Source organism: Pseudenhygromyxa sp. WMMC2535 (genome assembly GCF_011083025.2).
The window spans coordinates 6,043,232-6,059,104 of record NZ_JABJWV010000001.1 but is presented as its reverse complement, the minus strand read 5'-3'; the positions used below and the strand labels follow the sequence as shown (position 1 = coordinate 6,059,104).

Sequence of the window (15,873 nt, the reverse complement as noted above, 5' to 3'; positions counted from 1 at the left end):
TCACGTTCTTCTGCTCGGCGGAGAGTCCGCGGCCATCCCATGACCACCCCCCTCAGCAATCGCATGGCCGCGGCCAGAGCCGTCAGCGCTGCCGCTGCGACGGCGTTTTGTTCGCTGTGCTCGCTCACGCTCGGCTGCCGCTCCACCTCCCACCTCGAGGCCGCGGATCAGCCCGCGATCTCGACTACGAGCATCGACGGGGAAGAAGGGGCGGACCAGCCGTGCAAACTTCATGTCACAGACCGACGAGATCCCACCTTGGACGGCGCGGCGCGGACGAGCGAAGCGCGCTGCTGTGACCCCCTCCCGGGCCTCGATCCCGAGCTGATTCGGGCCAGCTGCGGGTTCTCGGCCTATCTGGGCGGCGCGGAGGAGCTGGCCTGTGTGCACCACTTCGCCGACGACGACGGCCGGACCCACAGCTTTCGCGTGACGCCCCTGGGCGAGGTGCCGATCGCCGAGGCCACGGCCCTGCACCGCATGGGCATGGTCGCCCTCGAGCGCGAAGGTGAGGTCGGCTCCGCCGACCTCGTCCTCGCCCCGGTCCCGGGGATCCCGGGAGCCAGCTGGTCGAGGCAGGGCGGGCGCCGCTGGGCCTACGTCGACGGCCCCGCGGGCGCCCTGCGGATCGGCTGGCCCGCGGACAGCTGCCCCGCCCCGGCGATGATCCCCGTGCTCGCGGCCCTGAGCTGGGCGGGCGAGGATGACCCCTCGGACGCGCGCCAGCTCTCCCCTGCCCTCCCTCGCCTCGAGTTCGCCTCCGAGGCAGACGCCCCCATCGAGCCGGCCGGACTGCTCGCGGCGCCGCACCCCGCCAGCCACGAGCCCCCCTTTGCCCTGCCCCGCGACGCCGAGGCCGTGCTCGACGCGCTCATGCGCGCCGCGGCCGAGGACGACCTCGCGGCCTTCCTGGCCGTGGCCTCCCCCGACGCCCGCCTCGGTCTCCCCGATCGACGCAAGGTCGGCGCGCGCGCCCTCCGGGGCGCCGACGGCGGCCGCGAGGCGCTCACGGCCCTACGCCGCAGCGCCGCCCGCATGCCCGCCACCGCGCCCACCTGCCCGCGCTTCGATCGTCGCCTCCGCCCGGCCATCGCCCGCGGCGAGCTGCCCATGTGGTGCATGTGGATCGGGGAGGACGGCCTGGATCTGCTGGTCTTCGCGCTGCGTGCAGGCGTCATCGAAGGCGAGCTCGGCACGCGGGTCGAGTACATCGGCCTGTTCCCCGAGCCTCCGCGCGCGCCCCTCGAGCTCCCCGGCGAGCCCCCGGCGCCCGCGATCTACCCTCGCCCCGAGCTCAGCTGCGGCGACCCGCACGTCGTCGACTACCCGGGGCTGTGCCCCGACTTCGCGCCCGAGGACGAGGGCGAGAGCGAGAGCGAGGAAGAGCCGGCATACTCTGAGCCATGACCCGCGCGAGCACCCTCACCCTGTCGGTGAGCCTCATCCTGCTCACCGCCCCCGCTTGCAGCGACGACGGCACCAGCGACGACGAGATCGGTGACGACGCAGACACCGACACCGACACCGGCGCCGCGGCCTACTGCGGCGACGGCATCGTCCAGGACGGCGAGACCTGCGACGACGGCAACGCCGTCGACACCGACGAATGCACCAACGCCTGCGCCCCCGCGGCCTGCGGCGACGGCATCGTCCAGGACGGCGTCGAGGCCTGCGACGACGGCAACGAGCTCGACACCGACGAATGCACAAACGCCTGCGCGCTCGCGAGCTGCGGCGACGGCATCGTCCAGGACGGCGTCGAGGCCTGCGACGACGGCAACGCGCTCGACACCGACGAATGCACAAACGCCTGCGCGCTCGCGGCCTGCGGCGACGGCTTCGTCCACGAGGGCGTCGAGACCTGCGACGACGGCAACGAGCTCGACACCGACGCCTGCACCAGCGCCTGCGTCGACGCCGTGTGCGGCGACGGCATCGTGTACGAGGGCGTCGAGGAGTGCGACGACGGCAACGAGCTCGAGGGCGACGGCTGCACCCCCAGCTGCGAGCTCGAGACCTGTGGCGACGGCGTGGTCCAGGGCAGCGAGGAGTGCGACGACGGCAACGAGATCGCCACCGACGAGTGCACCAACGCCTGCACGATCGCGGTCTGCGGCGACGCCGTGATCCAGGAGGGCGTCGAAGAGTGCGACGACGGCAACGAGCTCGACACCGACGACTGCCTGAGCACCTGCGTCCCGGCTAGCTGCGGCGACGGCTTCGTCCACGAGGGCGTCGAGGAGTGCGACGACGGCAACGAGCTCGACACCGACGCCTGCCTGAGCACCTGCGTGGCGGCGATCTGCGGCGACGGGCTGGTCCACGAGGGCGTCGAGGAGTGCGACGACGGCAACCTCGAGGCCGACGACGGCTGCTCCCCCGAGTGCATCCTCGACATCCGCCCCAACTTGCTGCTCTGCGGCACCTCCACCCGCGACGTCGCCGACTTCATCCCCGAGGGCGTCGAGATGAGCGTGGTCTCGTCTTGCACTCCCGACGGCGACACCCAGGCGATGCTCGTCAGCCGAAGCGGCGCCAACGCCTTCATCCCCGCCCAGATCAAGACCTGGGTCGAGGGCGGCGGGCGAGTGATCACCGAGAACAGCGCGAGCGACGAGGTCTACAACGCCGTGTTCGCGGCCGCGGTCTCCCAGGGCCTGTTCCTGGGCTCGTGCAACGATCGCGCGCCGACGGTCGTTCAATTCAGCGCCGACGACGAGTTTTGGCTCGCAAACCCCTTCACCGCCATCACCTACGCCGAGTCCGGCTGCGGCCGCGATCTCTCCGACTTCCCCGAGGTCATCCCCCTGGCTGGCTGGACCGACACCTGGGTGTCCATCGCCTACCGTGACGCCGGCGCCGGCCGGGTCTGGCTGACGGAGTTCGACTGGCAAGACGTCGACACCGTCGGCAGCGACTACGACTACACCGAGTCACTGATCGGCTACATGCTGCTCGTGCCCTGACCATGCCCGCTCGCCCTCGGCAGCTGCCTTCGCTGGTCCTCGGCATGGCCCTCGGCCTCGGCCTGGGCTGCGTGAGCGTGCCCAAGGCCGAGCCCGTGTCCTTCGATGTCAACGACGATCGCCTCGGGGATCCGCGGGCCGAGGCCGAGCTCGAGCGCGCCGCCGCGGCCCTGCGCGACGACCCGGATCTCCACCTCCTGGTCATCGGTCACGCCGACGAGGACAACACCGACGAGTACAACCGCGCGCTCTCGCGCCGGCGAGCCCAGCGGGTCGGCGACTACCTGATCGAGCAGCTGCGCGCGAGCGGGGACGCGTCCGCGGCGACCCGCGTCCACCTCGAGGCCCGGGGGGAGTGGGACGCCAGCGACCCCGGAGACGACGAGGCCGCCAAGGCCCGCAACCGCCGGGTCGAGCTGCGCTTTTACTACCCCCGCCAGTGCGAGCCGAGCTTCGACGCCGACTTCCTCGCGTGCGAGTGGGCGCGCCTGCCTCCGCCCGAGCCCGTCGAGCTCGAGGCGCCCCCCCTCCAAGACGCGGCAGACGTGGCAGACACGCCCCCGCCGACCCCCGCCGAGCCCAAGCAGAGGCCCGCCCGCGAGGAGATCGGATTCCGCGGCCCCTATGTCTTCGGTATCGCCGGATACGCCATCGGCTCGGCCGAATATCTGCGCCAGCACGTGCGCTACGGTGCGGGGGCCGGCTACATCTGGGGCTTCAGCTCGGAACTGCGCCTCGCCCTGGGGCTCAGCGTGGACCACCTCATCGACGTCGGCTTCTTGTTCCCCCAGCCGGACAGCTGCGCCCCCGACTGCGACCGTGTCGACCGCAGCCGCCTGCGGGTGGTCCCCGAGCTGCGCGTCGGCGGGTCTCGAGGCGGCTTTTGGGGCTGGCTGCGGCTCTCGGCCGGCCTCGTCCTCCAGCACCGCGAGGGCAGCACCACCGCCCCCGAACGCTGGTCACCGGGAGCCGTCCTCGGCATCGGCCCGGGGGTGGCGATCGCCCTCACGCGCCACCTGTTTTTGCTCTTCGACGCCACCGTGACTTATTCCGTCACCCCCGGCTCCTCTGGGGGGGCCGGCATCTACGACGTCGGGGCCGGGCTCGGCTGGGTATTTTGACGGGCGCGAACGCGCGATCGCGGATCTACGGGTCACAGCCGATGTCCTGGCCAGCGAGCCCCCGAATGGGTTACCCTCCGCGCCGAGCCATGTTCGACTTCCCCATCTCCGAGCTCATCACCCCCGAAGAACAGGTTGCGGTCGCCCGCTGCGTCGCAGTCATGGCGTCGCGGGACGATGACGTCGCCGACAGCGAACGCCACTTCGTCGAGGAGCTGATGGGGCAGATGATGCTCCTGCCCGAGGAACGCGATCGTGTACGCAAGGAGTTCGACGCGCCGAGTGACCTCGTCGAGGTCGCCAAGGGCGTCAAGCACCGAGAGGCGCGCATCTTCTTGTTCTACCAGGCCATCTGCGCGGCCATGGCGGACAACGTGCTCGTCGACGACGAGCGCCAGGCGTTGATGACCCTGGCTGGGGCGTTCGAATTCGACTCGGAGACGGCTGGGCTGTTCATCACTTGGGTGCAGGACAGCTTGGTGCTCCGCGAGCGCGGCCAGCAGCTCCTCATGGAGCTGTAGTAGACCCCCGCGGAGGTTGTGTCGTTTGGGGGCCGTGGCGGACGGCTGGGCGGCCTCCGAGACCGCCCAGACGCACCTGAGAGCGCGCCTCCAAACGGATTGCCGCTCCTAGCCCTGCGGGAAACTGGTGTCGCAGAGGCTCAGTGGACCAGCGAGCCCAGGGTTGATCTGCGCCATGACGTCGGGCCCGACGACCAGCGCCCCGGAGCTCTGGAGCGTGACGGGGTCGATCTCGAAGAGCGCCGCGCTCGAGTCCATCACGTACAAGCGGGCGACGTCGTCGTCGAAGAACGGACCGCCGAGGACGTGCACGCCGTAGGTGCCCGCCATCCCCAGCAGCACTCCGGTGCCATCGAGGTAGTTGAAGTCGTAGAGCCTCCCGCTGTCGAGGCCAAACCCCTGGCTATCGGTCAGCTCACCCATGATGTCGATGCCGGGCGACATGTCGTCGATGTCGGGGACGTCGGCCATGCCCAGGTCGGTGATCACCTCGTACGAGAGGTCGCCGGCCAGGTAGTCCCCGGTGAACCGCAGCAGTCGGTTGCCGATGATGCTCGCCGAGTGGATGCCCGAGTCCATCAGGTACACCTTGCCCTCGCAGTCGACGTGCAGCCCCTCGACGGCCGTGTTGTCGGGGAGCTTTCCCAAGAACTCGAAGTACGCGACGCCGGGGACCGTCGTGGGCAGCGAGTCCCCCTCGGCGTAGAAGACCGAGGTCGAGTCTGCGTCGTAGTATCCCCCGACGCTCCCCGGCCCACGTACGAGCAGCAGACCGCCGCCCTCGAGGATCGCTAGACCGCCACCGAAGAGGGGCAGGACGTCGTCGGCGACGATGTCGTGCTGCACGGGGGTCGTCGCCGTGCCGTCCGCGGGGTCGATCCCGATGTAGAACAGGTAGTCTTGGGTCGAGTACCAAAGCGCCGGGCTCGGGAGCTCGGGCGTGGGGGCTGCGTCGAGGGGGGGGCCCAGGTCGAATTTCACCCCGTCGCTGTCTTCGCTCGTGTCGGTTTCGGTTTCGTCGCTCGGCTCGGCGTCGGCCGTCTCGGCGTCGGCCGTCTCTGCGTCGGTCGTCTCGGCGTCGGCCGTCTCGGCGTTGGCCGTCTCGGCGTTGGCCGAGCCTGTGCCGGTTTGCGAGGCCCCCGAGTCGGCCTCGCTAGAGTCGCCGTCTCCCGCGGCGTCATCCGAGTTCGACTCGCGGGTGCCGCTGGAGTCGTTGGCACAGCCGCCGGCGAACACGGTGGTGAGCATGAAGACTGCGAACATTTGGGATCCTGGCGTGGTCATCGGTTCTTGGCTTTCGTGTACTGCTTCCAGCAGTAGGTCCGGGGCTGCGACCCGCGAGGCCGCCTGTCCCCGAACCGACGGCCTCTTTCGTGTTGGTCAGGGCACCAGCGTGTCTGCGAGCTCCCCGAGCTCCTCGCCCACCATCAGCAGCGCCGCCTCGCTGAAGTGGACATAGTCCCCGTCCTTGTGCCCGTCGACGATGTCGGCGTGCGACGGATACTCGCGCGAGTCCACGATGTGCGCCCCGGTCGTGGCCGACGGTGCGCCCGAGTCCTCGTCGACGGCAAACTGGGACTCCAGCACCAGATCGTTGAACACGTAGCCCGAGACCTCGTCGAGCTCGGTGTCCAGAATCGCCGCGTAGAAGAACCCCAGCTCGGGCTCGTCCAGATCCTCGCGCAGCCGCTCGATGAGCAGGACCAGGTTGGCCTCGTAGGCCAGCGACATCCCCTCTTCGTGCGAGTCCCGCTCGCCTTGCAGCCAAAGCACCCCGCGCACGCGGACGTCGGCCTCGGGATAGGTCTGCTCGAGCTCGGCGAGCGCCGCCTCGGTCGCCTCCATCAGCGCCACGTACTGCGGACCTTGGGTCTGCGGATCGCCGAAGGTCCCCGGGTACCAGTCGACCGCCAGGCTCTTCCCGCCCCGGGCGTGCTTGACCAACGCTATCGTCGTCTCGGGTCGGGCGTCGCCGTAATATCGGCCGAACCCGACCTCGGGACCGAACTGGGAATCCACGCCCGAGCCGAGATCCGTCGGACCGTCGTGCAGCAGCCACTGAGGCTCCTCGGCAACCGTGTCCCACAGCCACACATTGGGCTGCTCGTAGTTCTCGGGGTCGATCACGTCCGCGCGACCGCGCCCCTGCATGTTTGACTGACCGCCGAGCAAGAACACGTCGACGCGCGGGAGGGGGTCGCCGGTCTCCCCCTCGGTGGTATCCGTGCTCTCGCTCTGCGTCTCCTCGGTGCCCTCGCCTTCCCCCTCGGTCGAGGTCGTGCTCTCGCTCTCCGTCTCGCCGGTGCTCTCGCCCTCCGTCTCGCCGGTGCTCTCGCCCTCCGTCTCCCCCGTGCTCCCGCTCTCCGTCTCGCCGGTGTCCCCCGTGTCCTCACTCTCCTCCATCGCAGACGACTCGTCGAAGGGCGCATCCTCGCCGGGACAGCCGACCGCCAGAGCGCCGAACGCGAGCGAGGCCAGCAGCGCGCGTGTGAGCGGGTTCGTGGACTTGGGGCGCGACAGCACGCCTGTCGAGGGGCCGCGGGTGTCGGGTTCCATTCAGCGCAGGATACGATCGATCCGGTGGCCACGGGTGCGATCTCGCCGTTGCCTATTGCTGGCAGCAGCAACGGCAGTATTCGGGCGCTCCACTCTGTGCCGCGACACAGGTCGAGCGTGTCCCCCCTGTGCCAACAAGGGTGAGACAGCAAGCCCCCGAGAATTTAGGGATGTCCTCGAGGCTTGGTGGGTCCAAAATGGGTAGATGTTGAGCGAGGCGGCCGAGATGCAACGTCTCGCGGCTTTTTTGGGGGGTCAGTCGATGATGACCTGCATGTCGAGGACGTTGTTGTCGTAGCGGCGCTCGACGAGCATGGGGTGCGCCTTGTCTGGCGGGGGCAAGTTGACCTCGACGTGCAGGGTGTACTCGCCTGGGTCGACGTCGGTGATGTCGATCCACTGGCAGTCCAGGCCTGCCTGGTAGGTATCGGACCAGCCCACGCTGATGCCCTGGTTGACGCAGGAGAAGTCGGCGTCGTCGGGGGTGAGCTCGGGCCAGGCCCAGCTCTCGAAGTCGAGCAGGCAGTAGGCCTGCTTGTGGCCGGAGGCGACGAGCTCGTCGCCGGCGAGGAGCTCATAGCTGGCGTAGTCGTCGAAGTGGTAGTGCTCGTGGCAGGCGGAGTAGGTGTAGAGGTCGAGGTGGTTGGCGGGGATGCCCATGACCAGGTCGGCGGCGCCGACGTTGGCGGCCTTGGTGTCGAAGCTCAGGATCCGCCGCCAGCCGCTGCCGCCGACGCAAGCTTCGTAGAGGGTGCAGGCGTCGGGGGCGACCCAGATGTTCTGGGTGTAGACGTTGATGTCGTCGCGCAGCTCGAGGTCGGGGGCGGGGCAGCCGAGCTCGCCGCTGAAGGGCTCGCCGGGAGCGGCGGGCGGGGTGTCCCCGATCGCCCGCTCGGCGGCGGCGCAGCGGTAGGTGCCTTGAAAGATCGGACCTTCGGCGCAGCACAGGAGCTCGGATCCGCAGGCGGGATCGGGATCATCGGGATCGCATAGCGCCCCGAGGCCGGGGGCGCAGACATCCATGTCCGGGTAGCCCTCGACGCGGACCTGGTCGATGGCCGCCTCGACAATCTCGGCGTCGGGTGAGCTGAGGTCGCTGGCGGTGATCCGCAGCCGCGTGCCCGGGCGCAGATCCACGCCGCAGGCGGGAAAGGTGACGACCTCCCAGCTGTTGGCGGGCTCGGCCTCGGGGCCGCCGTCGAGGGCCTCGAGCACGTGGACGGCGACGCCCTCGGGAGCGTCCTCGTCCGGGACCAAGAGCGCGACCTCGAGGCGCAGGCCCGTGGGCACGAGGTCCGAGCGATGGAAGAAGCGGGCCAAAGAGACGCTGAGGCTGGTCGCGTCGCCGGGGTCGAAGGGCGGCGAGGTCAGGACCGTGGCGCCGCCGTCGACGTCGGCCTCGCCCAGGATGTCGCCGGGGTTGTGCCCGGTGAACATGCAGCTCTCGCCGACGAAGCAAGCCCCGGGCTGGGCGAGCTCGCTGTCCTCGTTGCCCTGCTCGACGTGGACCTGCTCCGGCGTCCCGCGGACCCACGCGCCCTCGAGCGCGTCCCCGTCCACGCTCCAGCCCAGGTCCTCGCTGAAGTCGTCGAAGAACACCGGCTTGGCGCCGCCCTCCCAGGCCGTGGTGAAGCGCCAGGTCTCGCTGTCGGCGGACTCGTTTTGGGGCTCGCCCTCGATCCACTCGAAGGCCCGTACGCGCCAGGCGTACTCGCGCTCTTGCAGGAAATCGAGCGGGCCGGTGCAGGTCGAGTCGAAGCCGTAGTCGCCGAGCTTGCCGTCGACGAGCTCGACGTCGTCGATCCAGACGCGGTAGCCGATGGTGTGGACGCCCTCGGGATCCTCGACGGCCTCCCAGCACAGCTCGCTGGTGGTCGGCAGATCCGTGGCGCCGTCGGCCGGGCTGAGCAGACGCGGCGCGGCCGGGGCTGCGCCTGGTCCACCCGTGTCTTCGGAGCTCTCCTCGCTCGCGCTATCCGTCCCCGTCGCGGACTCGTCGCTGGCCGGCTCCGCGGGGCAGGCCAGGGCGAACAGCGCCGCGCCCACGAGCGCGAGTCGAATGGCTTGGCCGCGGCCCGTCACGATCCCAGGCTGCCACAAGCAGGCCCTCACCCAAACCACCTTGCTATGCTCGCAGCTCGTGCGCCGCGCAACGATCGCCGCCTCGCTCGCCATCGCCGCTGGCCTGGCGACGGCGACCCTCGCCCCAGGTCGCGCCCTGGCCGGAAACGAGGCCCACGTCCGCACCCCGGTGCTCTGGGAGCCCAGCCCAGCCTGCGGGCTGATCGTGGACCGCAGCGAGACGCCCCTGGTCCACCTTCCATACTCGATCCCCGCCGAGGACACGGCGCTGACCGCCGACGAGCTCGCCGACAGCCGCACCCACCAGTTCTTCGCGCTGTGCCGCCAGCGCCCCCAGACGGCGCTCCTCCCCGAGTGGATCACCGCCAGCGACGTCGCCCGCGCGGAGGCGGCCGGACTCATCGAGGTCGGCAGCGTCCCCACCTCGGAGATCCTCGAGCTCGGCGAGTGGGCGAGCTGTGCCTTGCGGATCACCCCCGACGACGCCCGCCGCCCCATCACCTTCGCGCAGGCCGCCCAGGGCGTGGACTGGGACACGAGCGGCGCCTCGGTCGGCGTTTGGAACGTCGCCGGCTACACCTTCGAGCCGGCCTTCAACCTGTGGTCTCCCCGCGCGGGCTTCGTGAAGATCATCGACGACCCGGAGGACCCCCAGCAGGATTTGCCGGCCCTCGCCCTGAGCGCGCGCGAGCAGCTCGTCACGGCCGGCGTGGCTGCCGAGCTCGACGGCTGCGTGGACGCGCAGACACCGGCGACGCTGCATCTCGAGTGGGCCGCCTTCGCACCGAAGCTGAACTGGCAGCCCATCGACGAGATCCCCGTGACTGCCCGCGGTGCGCTCGAGATCTCCTGGGTCCCTCCCCTCGCCGCCGAGGATCTCGAGATCCTGATCCGCGCGCGCCTGGTCGACGCCGCCGGCCGGGAGACCGTGGCCCACGCCCCAAGCGCGCTCGCCGTACTGTCCTGCACGGGCAACTGTCCCGGCGAAAGTAGCGAAAGCGGCCCAAATTCGGAGGACGAGGCCGGCAGCGAGGACCCCGTGGCACCCGGGGGCTGCGCGCTCTCGACCGGTCCGGGCCGGGGCTCTGGCGCGCTCATATTCTTGGCGAGTCTTTTTCTCTGGCGCCGGAAAGATCCGTAAAGCCGGTGTCCAAGCTGCCAGACCCAACGAGAAAAGCCAGCCATCGCCAGGCAGAGAGAACACTCACTCGAAAGCCGGCGGTGGTCCCGGATACCGCCGGTCGGCGTGGGCGCTTGGGGGAGATCCCACGTCGACCGGCAGGTCCGACCCTTCAGCGAGGCTCGCCAACGGCGGGCCTCGTGTTCGTTTGGCCGCGGTGGACATTCCTCCGTCCGCCACCCATACTCCGCGCTCCCGATGGCACGCGTCACCGTCGAAGATTGTCTGGAGCAGGTCCCCAACCGCTTCGCCCTCACCGTACTCGGATCCCGCCGCGCTCGCGCGCTGAGCGAGGGCAAGGGTTCTGCCCAGGTCGAGAGCGACAACAAGGTCGGCGTGGTCGCGCTGCGCGAGATCGCCAAGTCCCTGGTCCGCTACACCGAGAACGTCGAGGAGACGATCGCCGGCTACATCGAGGAGCAGCGCGCGCAGCTGCTCGCGGCCTCGGGTAACGACGCCACCTTCATCGACGCCGCGTCGTTCAGCAGCAGCGACGACGAGGACGAGGATGAGGACGACGACGTCAAGGAGCTGTCCTCCGATCCCGACAAGCTCCAGGACGACGACGACGACGACGATGACGACGACGACTCGGACGAGGGCGACTCGGACGACAGCGACTCGGACAGCGACGACGACAGTTCGGACGACATGGACGACGACATCAGCGGCGACGACGTCGATCCCTCGGTGCTCGAAGACATCGACGGGGACGACGACGACGACGATGATGATGACGATGACGACGACGACTGAGCGCCTGCTGCTCATACTCGTTCTCGTCTCGGGCGGGCTGGCATGCGCCGATCGGGCGCCGCCAGCCCGTTTTCCACGTCCGCCCCCTCCCGTGCTCGCCGAGCCGCTGCCCGACGACGCGCCCCCACCCGACAAGCAGTCCGGGCCCGAGGACGCGCCGGCTGACGAGCCGCAGCCCGAGCACTCCGAGACGCCGCCCGAGCACGCTCAGCCCGACAGCGCGACCGAGCACGCTCAACCCGACACCCCTGCCGAGCACCGCCAGCCCGACAGCGCCGCCCCAACGCAGGACCGTCCCGAGGGCGCTCGCCTCGACGCTCTCTAGAGCTCAGCTTCGAGCCGAGCAATACGCGAGCTCGCCCGCCCCACGAGCTCGTCGAGTCGACACAGCGATGACCGCGGGCGCGAGATTGAGCCCCCGGATCAAATCGGCGGCTCGCAGTCACACAGCTCTTCACACCCGTCGCCGTCAGCGTCCTTCGCTATGGTCCCGGGCGGGCAGATCACGCAGCTGTCGATGATCCCGTCGCAGTCGTAGTCGCCCGCGATGATCGAGGGATCGTCAAAGTCGGAGCAGTCGGTCCCGTTGGGGTTGCACTGTCCGGTCGACGCGTAGTCGGTCCCGGGACACAGGGTCCACATCGCGCTGGAACACTCCTGGCACCAGTCACTGGACACAGCGGTGCCGCCACCATTGAGGCAGTCCACTGTGCTGCGCCACGCTCGCTCCTCGCTGTACTCGCAGCACGTGTCGGAACATTGGCTGGTGGGCAATTGGGTGCCCATCATGAGGTCACACATCATCCCGCGGAGGACCTTGCGCGAACCATCGAGATCACAGCAGATGAACTCGGTGCGCGAGATGAAGATCTCGGGCTCGAAGCTTTCGACGCCCCAGGGTACGTAGCCCGGGGCATCATCGAGGACCAGGAGCGACTCGCTCACCGAGAGGCCGTCCTCCGGAGGAAGCGAGCGCAGCAGATCATCCGTCGCCAGAGCGCCGTCGGGCTCGACGTCACATCCAACCACACAGGCCAAGGTCAGGAGCCCTGCCCCGATGGAGCGAAGCAGCGAGAATGGGGAATACGATGGTTCCATGGGCCCACTATGGGGGACTTCGCTCAGATCCCACAACTGACCGCAGGTCGGGCGTCGCCGCCTACTCGTTCGTGAGCCCGGCGCACAGCTCCCTCTGAGCCACGAATGTAGGCCCCCGAGGCTCTTGTCTCTAGTGTGCGGTGCATGTCGATTCTCGTGACGTGAGAATGCGAGAACCACAAACCGTGGAGATAGTTTTCATGACACCTACCACGGCTCGTGGCGTGGCGTGGTGTGGTGTGGTGTCACGGTCGTCTCCAACGAGCTCAGAGCTCGCGGCCGCCGACCCAGGTCCGCAGCGGTGCCGGGCGATCACCGTCGAAGAGCAGCGACGCGAGCACGGCCTCTTCTCCCTGGATACGCTCGGGCAGCGCGTGCAGGACCATGTCCGCGACCATGCCCACGCGCAGCGCCCCCACCTGATCGTGGCCCAGCGCCTGCGCGCCGCCGCGGGTGCCCCACCACAGCAGCTGACGCGGATCGAGGCGCTCGTTGGTCCGCAGGCCGTTGTCGTGGGCGTAGGCCATGGCCGTGGGGATCCGCAGGCTGCGTCCGGCGGCCACGTCGCTGCCCAGGGTCAGGGGCACCTCCCGCGAGAGCGCCTCGGCGATCGGCATGGAGCCGCTGCCCAAGAAGGCGTTCGAGTCCGGGCAGTGGGCGACCACGCTGCCCGCCCCAGCCACGCGATCCCACTCGCCCGCGCTGAGGTGGATGCAGTGGGCCAAGACCGTGCGCTCGTGGATCAGACCGACGCGCTCGTAGACCTCCAAGTAGTCCGGCGCGGAGAAGCGATCCCGGGTGAGCTGGCACTCCTCGAGGTTCTCGGAGATGTGCGTGCTGACCCACAGCCCGCGCTCGCTGGCCAGCGCCGCCGCCGCGCGCATCATCTCTTCGGAGCAGCTCAGGGCGAAGCGAGGGATCACCGCGATCTTCAGGCGCGGGTGATCTCGCCAGCGCTCCTCCAGCGCCGCGAGATCCGCCAGCGCCCGCTCCTTGGGCCGCAGGAGCTCGGGCGGCGCGCCCTGGTCCATCAGCACCGGGCCGACGATCGCCCGCAGGCCGCGGCGGTCGAGCTCCTCGAGCAGACACTGGCAGGCCTCGGCGTGTACCGAGCCGTAGATGAGCGCCAGGGTCGTGCCTGCGCGCGCGAGGGCGTCGCAAAACTCCCGCGCGACCGCCGACGCATACTCGACGTCGGCGAAGCGCGCCTCCTCGGGGAAGACGGAGCGCTCCAGCCAGCGCAGCAGCGGGCCCGAGGCCGCGCCCACGATCCGCGCCTGCGGGAAGTGGACGTGACCGTCGACGAAACCCGGCGTGAGCAGGCCTGGGCGCAGATCTTCATCGATGGGCAGGCCGTCATAGGGCCCGACCTCGGTGATCCACTGGTCCTCGACGACGACGACGCCGTCCTCCCAGTAGTCGATTTCGCGCGGACCGACTGGACTCAAAACACGCGCACGGAATACCGGCACCCCCCAAGGCTAGCGCAAGGCGCGATTTGGAGCAGCTTTTGAGGTTTTTCAGGCTGTTGTCGACACGGCGCTTGCACGGACCCCGGCGAGGTGGGCATATCGGATCGTGTGGCGTCCGCGGGGAACAAGCGCGAATCACGCCAGCCCGAGTCTGTGACCCGCCGCTGGACGGCACAGCATGAGGCCATCCCGATCGCCCGGGGACTCTCGCTGCCTGGCCTGTGGGCACGGATCACCCGCTGGAGTCAGTGGTTCGTCACCGAGGAGGTCCGCCAACGCGGACCCACCGCCGTCGCCCGTGCGACGACCTTGGTGCTCACCACTCCCCTGCTGATCCTGATCATCCTCGGCCCGGCGATCACCGGGCTGGTCGGAAGCATGCCCTCGGCCGCCAGCACCCTCGGCCTCGTGCTGATCGCCCTGAGCATCGGCGTCGCCCCCCTGCTGCTGCGCTGGACGGGCTCGCCCGACGCCGCCGGGGCGTGGGTCCTGCTCTTCGCCTGCGTGGGCTGCTTCGTGCCCACCTACTTCCTCGGCGGCCTCGGCTCGATCGTCGCGGTGTGGTTCCTGCTCATCCCGATGATCGCCAGCTTCCTGCTCGGGGCGCGCTGGACCCTGGCCGTGGCCGCGATCTGCGGGGTGTTGCTGAGCAGCTTTTGGCTGCTCGATCTGCTCGGCACGTCACCAGAGAGCAGCGGCGCCGACGGGAGCGGGCTGTTTCGCTGGCTCAACTTGATGCTCGCGCTGCTCTTCATCAGCGTGATGAGCTTCCTGTGGGAGCTGTCCGCCGAGCGCCGCGAGCGTGAGCGCGAGCAGCTCGAGGAGCAGGTCCGCCACGCCCAGAAGCTCGAGACCGTCGGCATGCTCGCCGGCGGCATCGCCCACGACTTCAACAACATCCTCGCGGCGATCCTCGGCAACGCCAGCATCCTCGAAGACGAGCTGGCCGACGCCCGCCAGCGCAAGCGCATCGCGGCGATCGTCAACAGCTCCCGCCGGGCGGCGGGGCTGGTCGAGCAGATGCTCGCCTACGCCGGCCGCGCCCAGACCCGGACCGGCGCGATCGACGTCCGCGCGCTCGTCGGTGACGTCGTCGAGCTCGTCAGCCCTGGCCTCGACAAGAAGACCGAGCTGATCCTCGAGCTCGACCAGGACACCCCGCAGATCGCCGGAGATCCGATCCAGATCCAGCAGGTGGTCATGAACCTGATCACCAACGCCTCCGAGGCCCTCGAGGGCCGCCGCGGGCGGGTCTGGGTGCGCTGTAGCCCCCTCGGGCCCAAACGCGAGCCCAGCGACCACGGCGTGCTCAGCACCATGACCGAGGGTCGCCCGGCGGCGCTGATCGAGGTCCGCGACGAGGGCTGCGGCGTCGATCCGGCCAAGCTCGGCTCGATCTTCGACCCCTTCTACACCACCAAACCCACGGGCCACGGCCTCGGTCTGGCCGCGGTGCTGGGCATCATCCGCAGCCACGGCGGCGACATCGAGGTCGAGAGCACCCGCGGCCACGGGACCAGCTTCCGCGTGCTCCTGCCCTGCCCCGACGCCGAGACCCTCGCCGAGGCCAAGGCCGAGTCCGCCGCCCCCCGCCCGCGGATCCGCCTGCCCACCGCCCACGACCTTCAGCCCCGCATCGAGGACAAGCCGCCCAAGCGCGTCATCGTCCCGCGCGCCGACGGCCCCGGGGTCGTGCTGATCGTCGACGACGAGCTGATGGTCCGCGAGCTCGCCGGCGAGGTCCTCGAGGCCGCCGGGCACCAGGTCATGCTCGCCTCCGACGGCGACGAGGGCCTGCGCATGTTCATGGCCAACCTCCAGCGCGTCGACCTGATCGTCGTCGATCGCTCGATGCCAGGGCTCAACGGCCTCGAGCTGCTCGCCGAGATCCGCAAGTATGGCCCGGAGATCCCGGCGATCCTGTCCACGGGCTACGCCGAGGACGCGGGCTCCAAGCGCCTGCGCGAGCTCGGCGTGGACGCCGTCCTGCACAAACCATGGAGCCCGCGCGATCTGGTCAACCTCGTCGCCGAGCTGACGCCCCCTGCCCCTGCGGCATCAGCGAAGGGGCCCCCGGGCCCCTCTTCGGCCTCTCGCTGGCACCCCGCGCGTGACTAGCTC

Annotated in this window: 13 protein-coding genes; 8 read left to right on the top strand and 5 right to left on the bottom strand. The window is 69.8% G+C overall.

Translation table 11 applies throughout. The features are described 5' to 3' along the window. Window positions 1-39: 39 nt before the first annotated feature. The 4 genes from G6O69_RS41665 (at window position 40) to G6O69_RS23440 (ending at window position 4,608) form a co-directional block, all read left to right on the top strand. Window positions 40-1,407, top strand: coding sequence for a hypothetical protein (locus tag G6O69_RS41665; protein WP_172305745.1), 1,368 nt, complete (start codon window positions 40-42; stop codon window positions 1,405-1,407). Then, window positions 1,404-2,966, top strand: a complete 1,563-nt coding sequence (locus tag G6O69_RS23450; protein WP_172305744.1) for a DUF4215 domain-containing protein — start codon at window positions 1,404-1,406, stop codon at window positions 2,964-2,966. Before G6O69_RS41665 ends, G6O69_RS23450 begins: the two co-directional genes overlap by 4 nt. A 2-nt stretch (window positions 2,967-2,968) precedes the next feature. Further along, complete coding sequence (locus G6O69_RS23445; RefSeq protein WP_172305743.1) at window positions 2,969-4,087, top strand: OmpA family protein; 1,119 nt, start codon at window positions 2,969-2,971, stop codon at window positions 4,085-4,087. Window positions 4,088-4,176: 89 nt separating this feature from the next. Continuing rightward, window positions 4,177-4,608, top strand: a complete 432-nt coding sequence (locus G6O69_RS23440) for a TerB family tellurite resistance protein (RefSeq protein WP_172305742.1) — start codon at window positions 4,177-4,179, stop codon at window positions 4,606-4,608. Between the two features lie 108 nt (window positions 4,609-4,716). On the opposite strand, the gene G6O69_RS23435 is transcribed toward G6O69_RS23440, so the two are convergent. From G6O69_RS23435 to G6O69_RS42325, 3 genes are all read right to left on the bottom strand, one after another. Beyond that, complete coding sequence (locus tag G6O69_RS23435; RefSeq protein ID WP_172305741.1) at window positions 4,717-5,871, bottom strand: hypothetical protein; 1,155 nt, start codon at window positions 5,869-5,871, stop codon at window positions 4,717-4,719. Between the two features lie 117 nt (window positions 5,872-5,988). Next, window positions 5,989-7,164 (bottom strand): sialate O-acetylesterase, encoded by a 1,176-nt coding sequence (locus tag G6O69_RS23430; protein WP_172305740.1) that lies wholly within the window; start codon window positions 7,162-7,164, stop codon window positions 5,989-5,991. A gap of 255 nt (window positions 7,165-7,419) precedes the next feature. After that, window positions 7,420-9,246: a lysyl oxidase family protein gene (locus G6O69_RS42325; RefSeq protein WP_217909895.1), complete on the bottom strand. Its 1,827-nt coding sequence runs from the start codon at window positions 9,244-9,246 to the stop codon at window positions 7,420-7,422. A 58-nt stretch (window positions 9,247-9,304) separates the two neighbouring features. Here G6O69_RS42325 and G6O69_RS23420 point away from each other — a divergent pair, with 58 nt between their 5' ends. The 3 genes from G6O69_RS23420 to G6O69_RS23410 all read left to right on the top strand — a co-directional run bounded on the left by G6O69_RS23420 (window position 9,305) and on the right by G6O69_RS23410 (window position 11,507). Next, window positions 9,305-10,387: a hypothetical protein gene (locus G6O69_RS23420; protein WP_172305739.1), complete on the top strand. Its 1,083-nt coding sequence runs from the start codon at window positions 9,305-9,307 to the stop codon at window positions 10,385-10,387. 237 nt (window positions 10,388-10,624) lie between these two features. Continuing rightward, the gene (gene rpoZ, locus G6O69_RS39435) at window positions 10,625-11,182 is read left to right on the top strand and encodes a DNA-directed RNA polymerase subunit omega (protein WP_172305738.1); all 558 of its coding nucleotides are present in this window, start codon (window positions 10,625-10,627) and stop codon (window positions 11,180-11,182) included. Next, window positions 11,166-11,507, top strand: coding sequence for a hypothetical protein (locus tag G6O69_RS23410; protein WP_172305737.1), 342 nt, complete (start codon window positions 11,166-11,168; stop codon window positions 11,505-11,507). The genes rpoZ and G6O69_RS23410 overlap by 17 nt, the downstream gene beginning before the upstream one ends. A gap of 98 nt (window positions 11,508-11,605) precedes the next feature. Here G6O69_RS23410 and G6O69_RS23405 read toward each other — a convergent pair whose 3' ends face one another. Both G6O69_RS23405 and G6O69_RS23400 read right to left on the bottom strand, forming a co-directional pair. After that, window positions 11,606-12,280 carry a hypothetical protein gene (locus tag G6O69_RS23405; protein WP_172305736.1) on the bottom strand — a complete coding sequence of 225 codons (675 nt, stop codon included), beginning with the start codon at window positions 12,278-12,280 and terminating at the stop codon, window positions 11,606-11,608. Window positions 12,281-12,546: 266 nt separating this feature from the next. Further along, window positions 12,547-13,752 carry a guanine deaminase gene (locus tag G6O69_RS23400; protein ID WP_172305735.1) on the bottom strand — a complete coding sequence of 402 codons (1,206 nt, stop codon included), beginning with the start codon at window positions 13,750-13,752 and terminating at the stop codon, window positions 12,547-12,549. 153 nt (window positions 13,753-13,905) lie between these two features. Here G6O69_RS23400 and G6O69_RS42320 point away from each other — a divergent pair, with 153 nt between their 5' ends. Beyond that, window positions 13,906-15,870, top strand: coding sequence for a response regulator (locus G6O69_RS42320; RefSeq protein WP_172305734.1), 1,965 nt, complete (start codon window positions 13,906-13,908; stop codon window positions 15,868-15,870). Window positions 15,871-15,873: the final 3 nt, after the last annotated feature.

Excerpts from the sequence above, each read along its gene's own strand:
- G6O69_RS23435 (WP_172305741.1), bottom strand. The coding sequence starts at position 5,871 with ATGTTCGCAGTCTTCATGCTCACCACCGTGTTCGCCGGCGGCTGTGCC.
- G6O69_RS23440 (WP_172305742.1), top strand. The coding sequence starts at position 4,177 with ATGTTCGACTTCCCCATCTCCGAGCTCATCACCCCCGAAGAACAGGTT.
- rpoZ (WP_172305738.1), top strand. The coding sequence starts at position 10,625 with ATGGCACGCGTCACCGTCGAAGATTGTCTGGAGCAGGTCCCCAACCGC.
- G6O69_RS23430 (WP_172305740.1), bottom strand. The coding sequence starts at position 7,164 with ATGGAACCCGACACCCGCGGCCCCTCGACAGGCGTGCTGTCGCGCCCC.
- G6O69_RS23450 (WP_172305744.1), top strand. The coding sequence starts at position 1,404 with ATGACCCGCGCGAGCACCCTCACCCTGTCGGTGAGCCTCATCCTGCTC.
- G6O69_RS23405 (WP_172305736.1), bottom strand. The coding sequence starts at position 12,280 with ATGGAACCATCGTATTCCCCATTCTCGCTGCTTCGCTCCATCGGGGCA.
- G6O69_RS41665 (WP_172305745.1), top strand. The coding sequence starts at position 40 with ATGACCACCCCCCTCAGCAATCGCATGGCCGCGGCCAGAGCCGTCAGC.
- G6O69_RS23445 (WP_172305743.1), top strand. The coding sequence starts at position 2,969 with ATGCCCGCTCGCCCTCGGCAGCTGCCTTCGCTGGTCCTCGGCATGGCC.
- G6O69_RS23410 (WP_172305737.1), top strand. The coding sequence starts at position 11,166 with ATGACGACGACGACTGAGCGCCTGCTGCTCATACTCGTTCTCGTCTCG.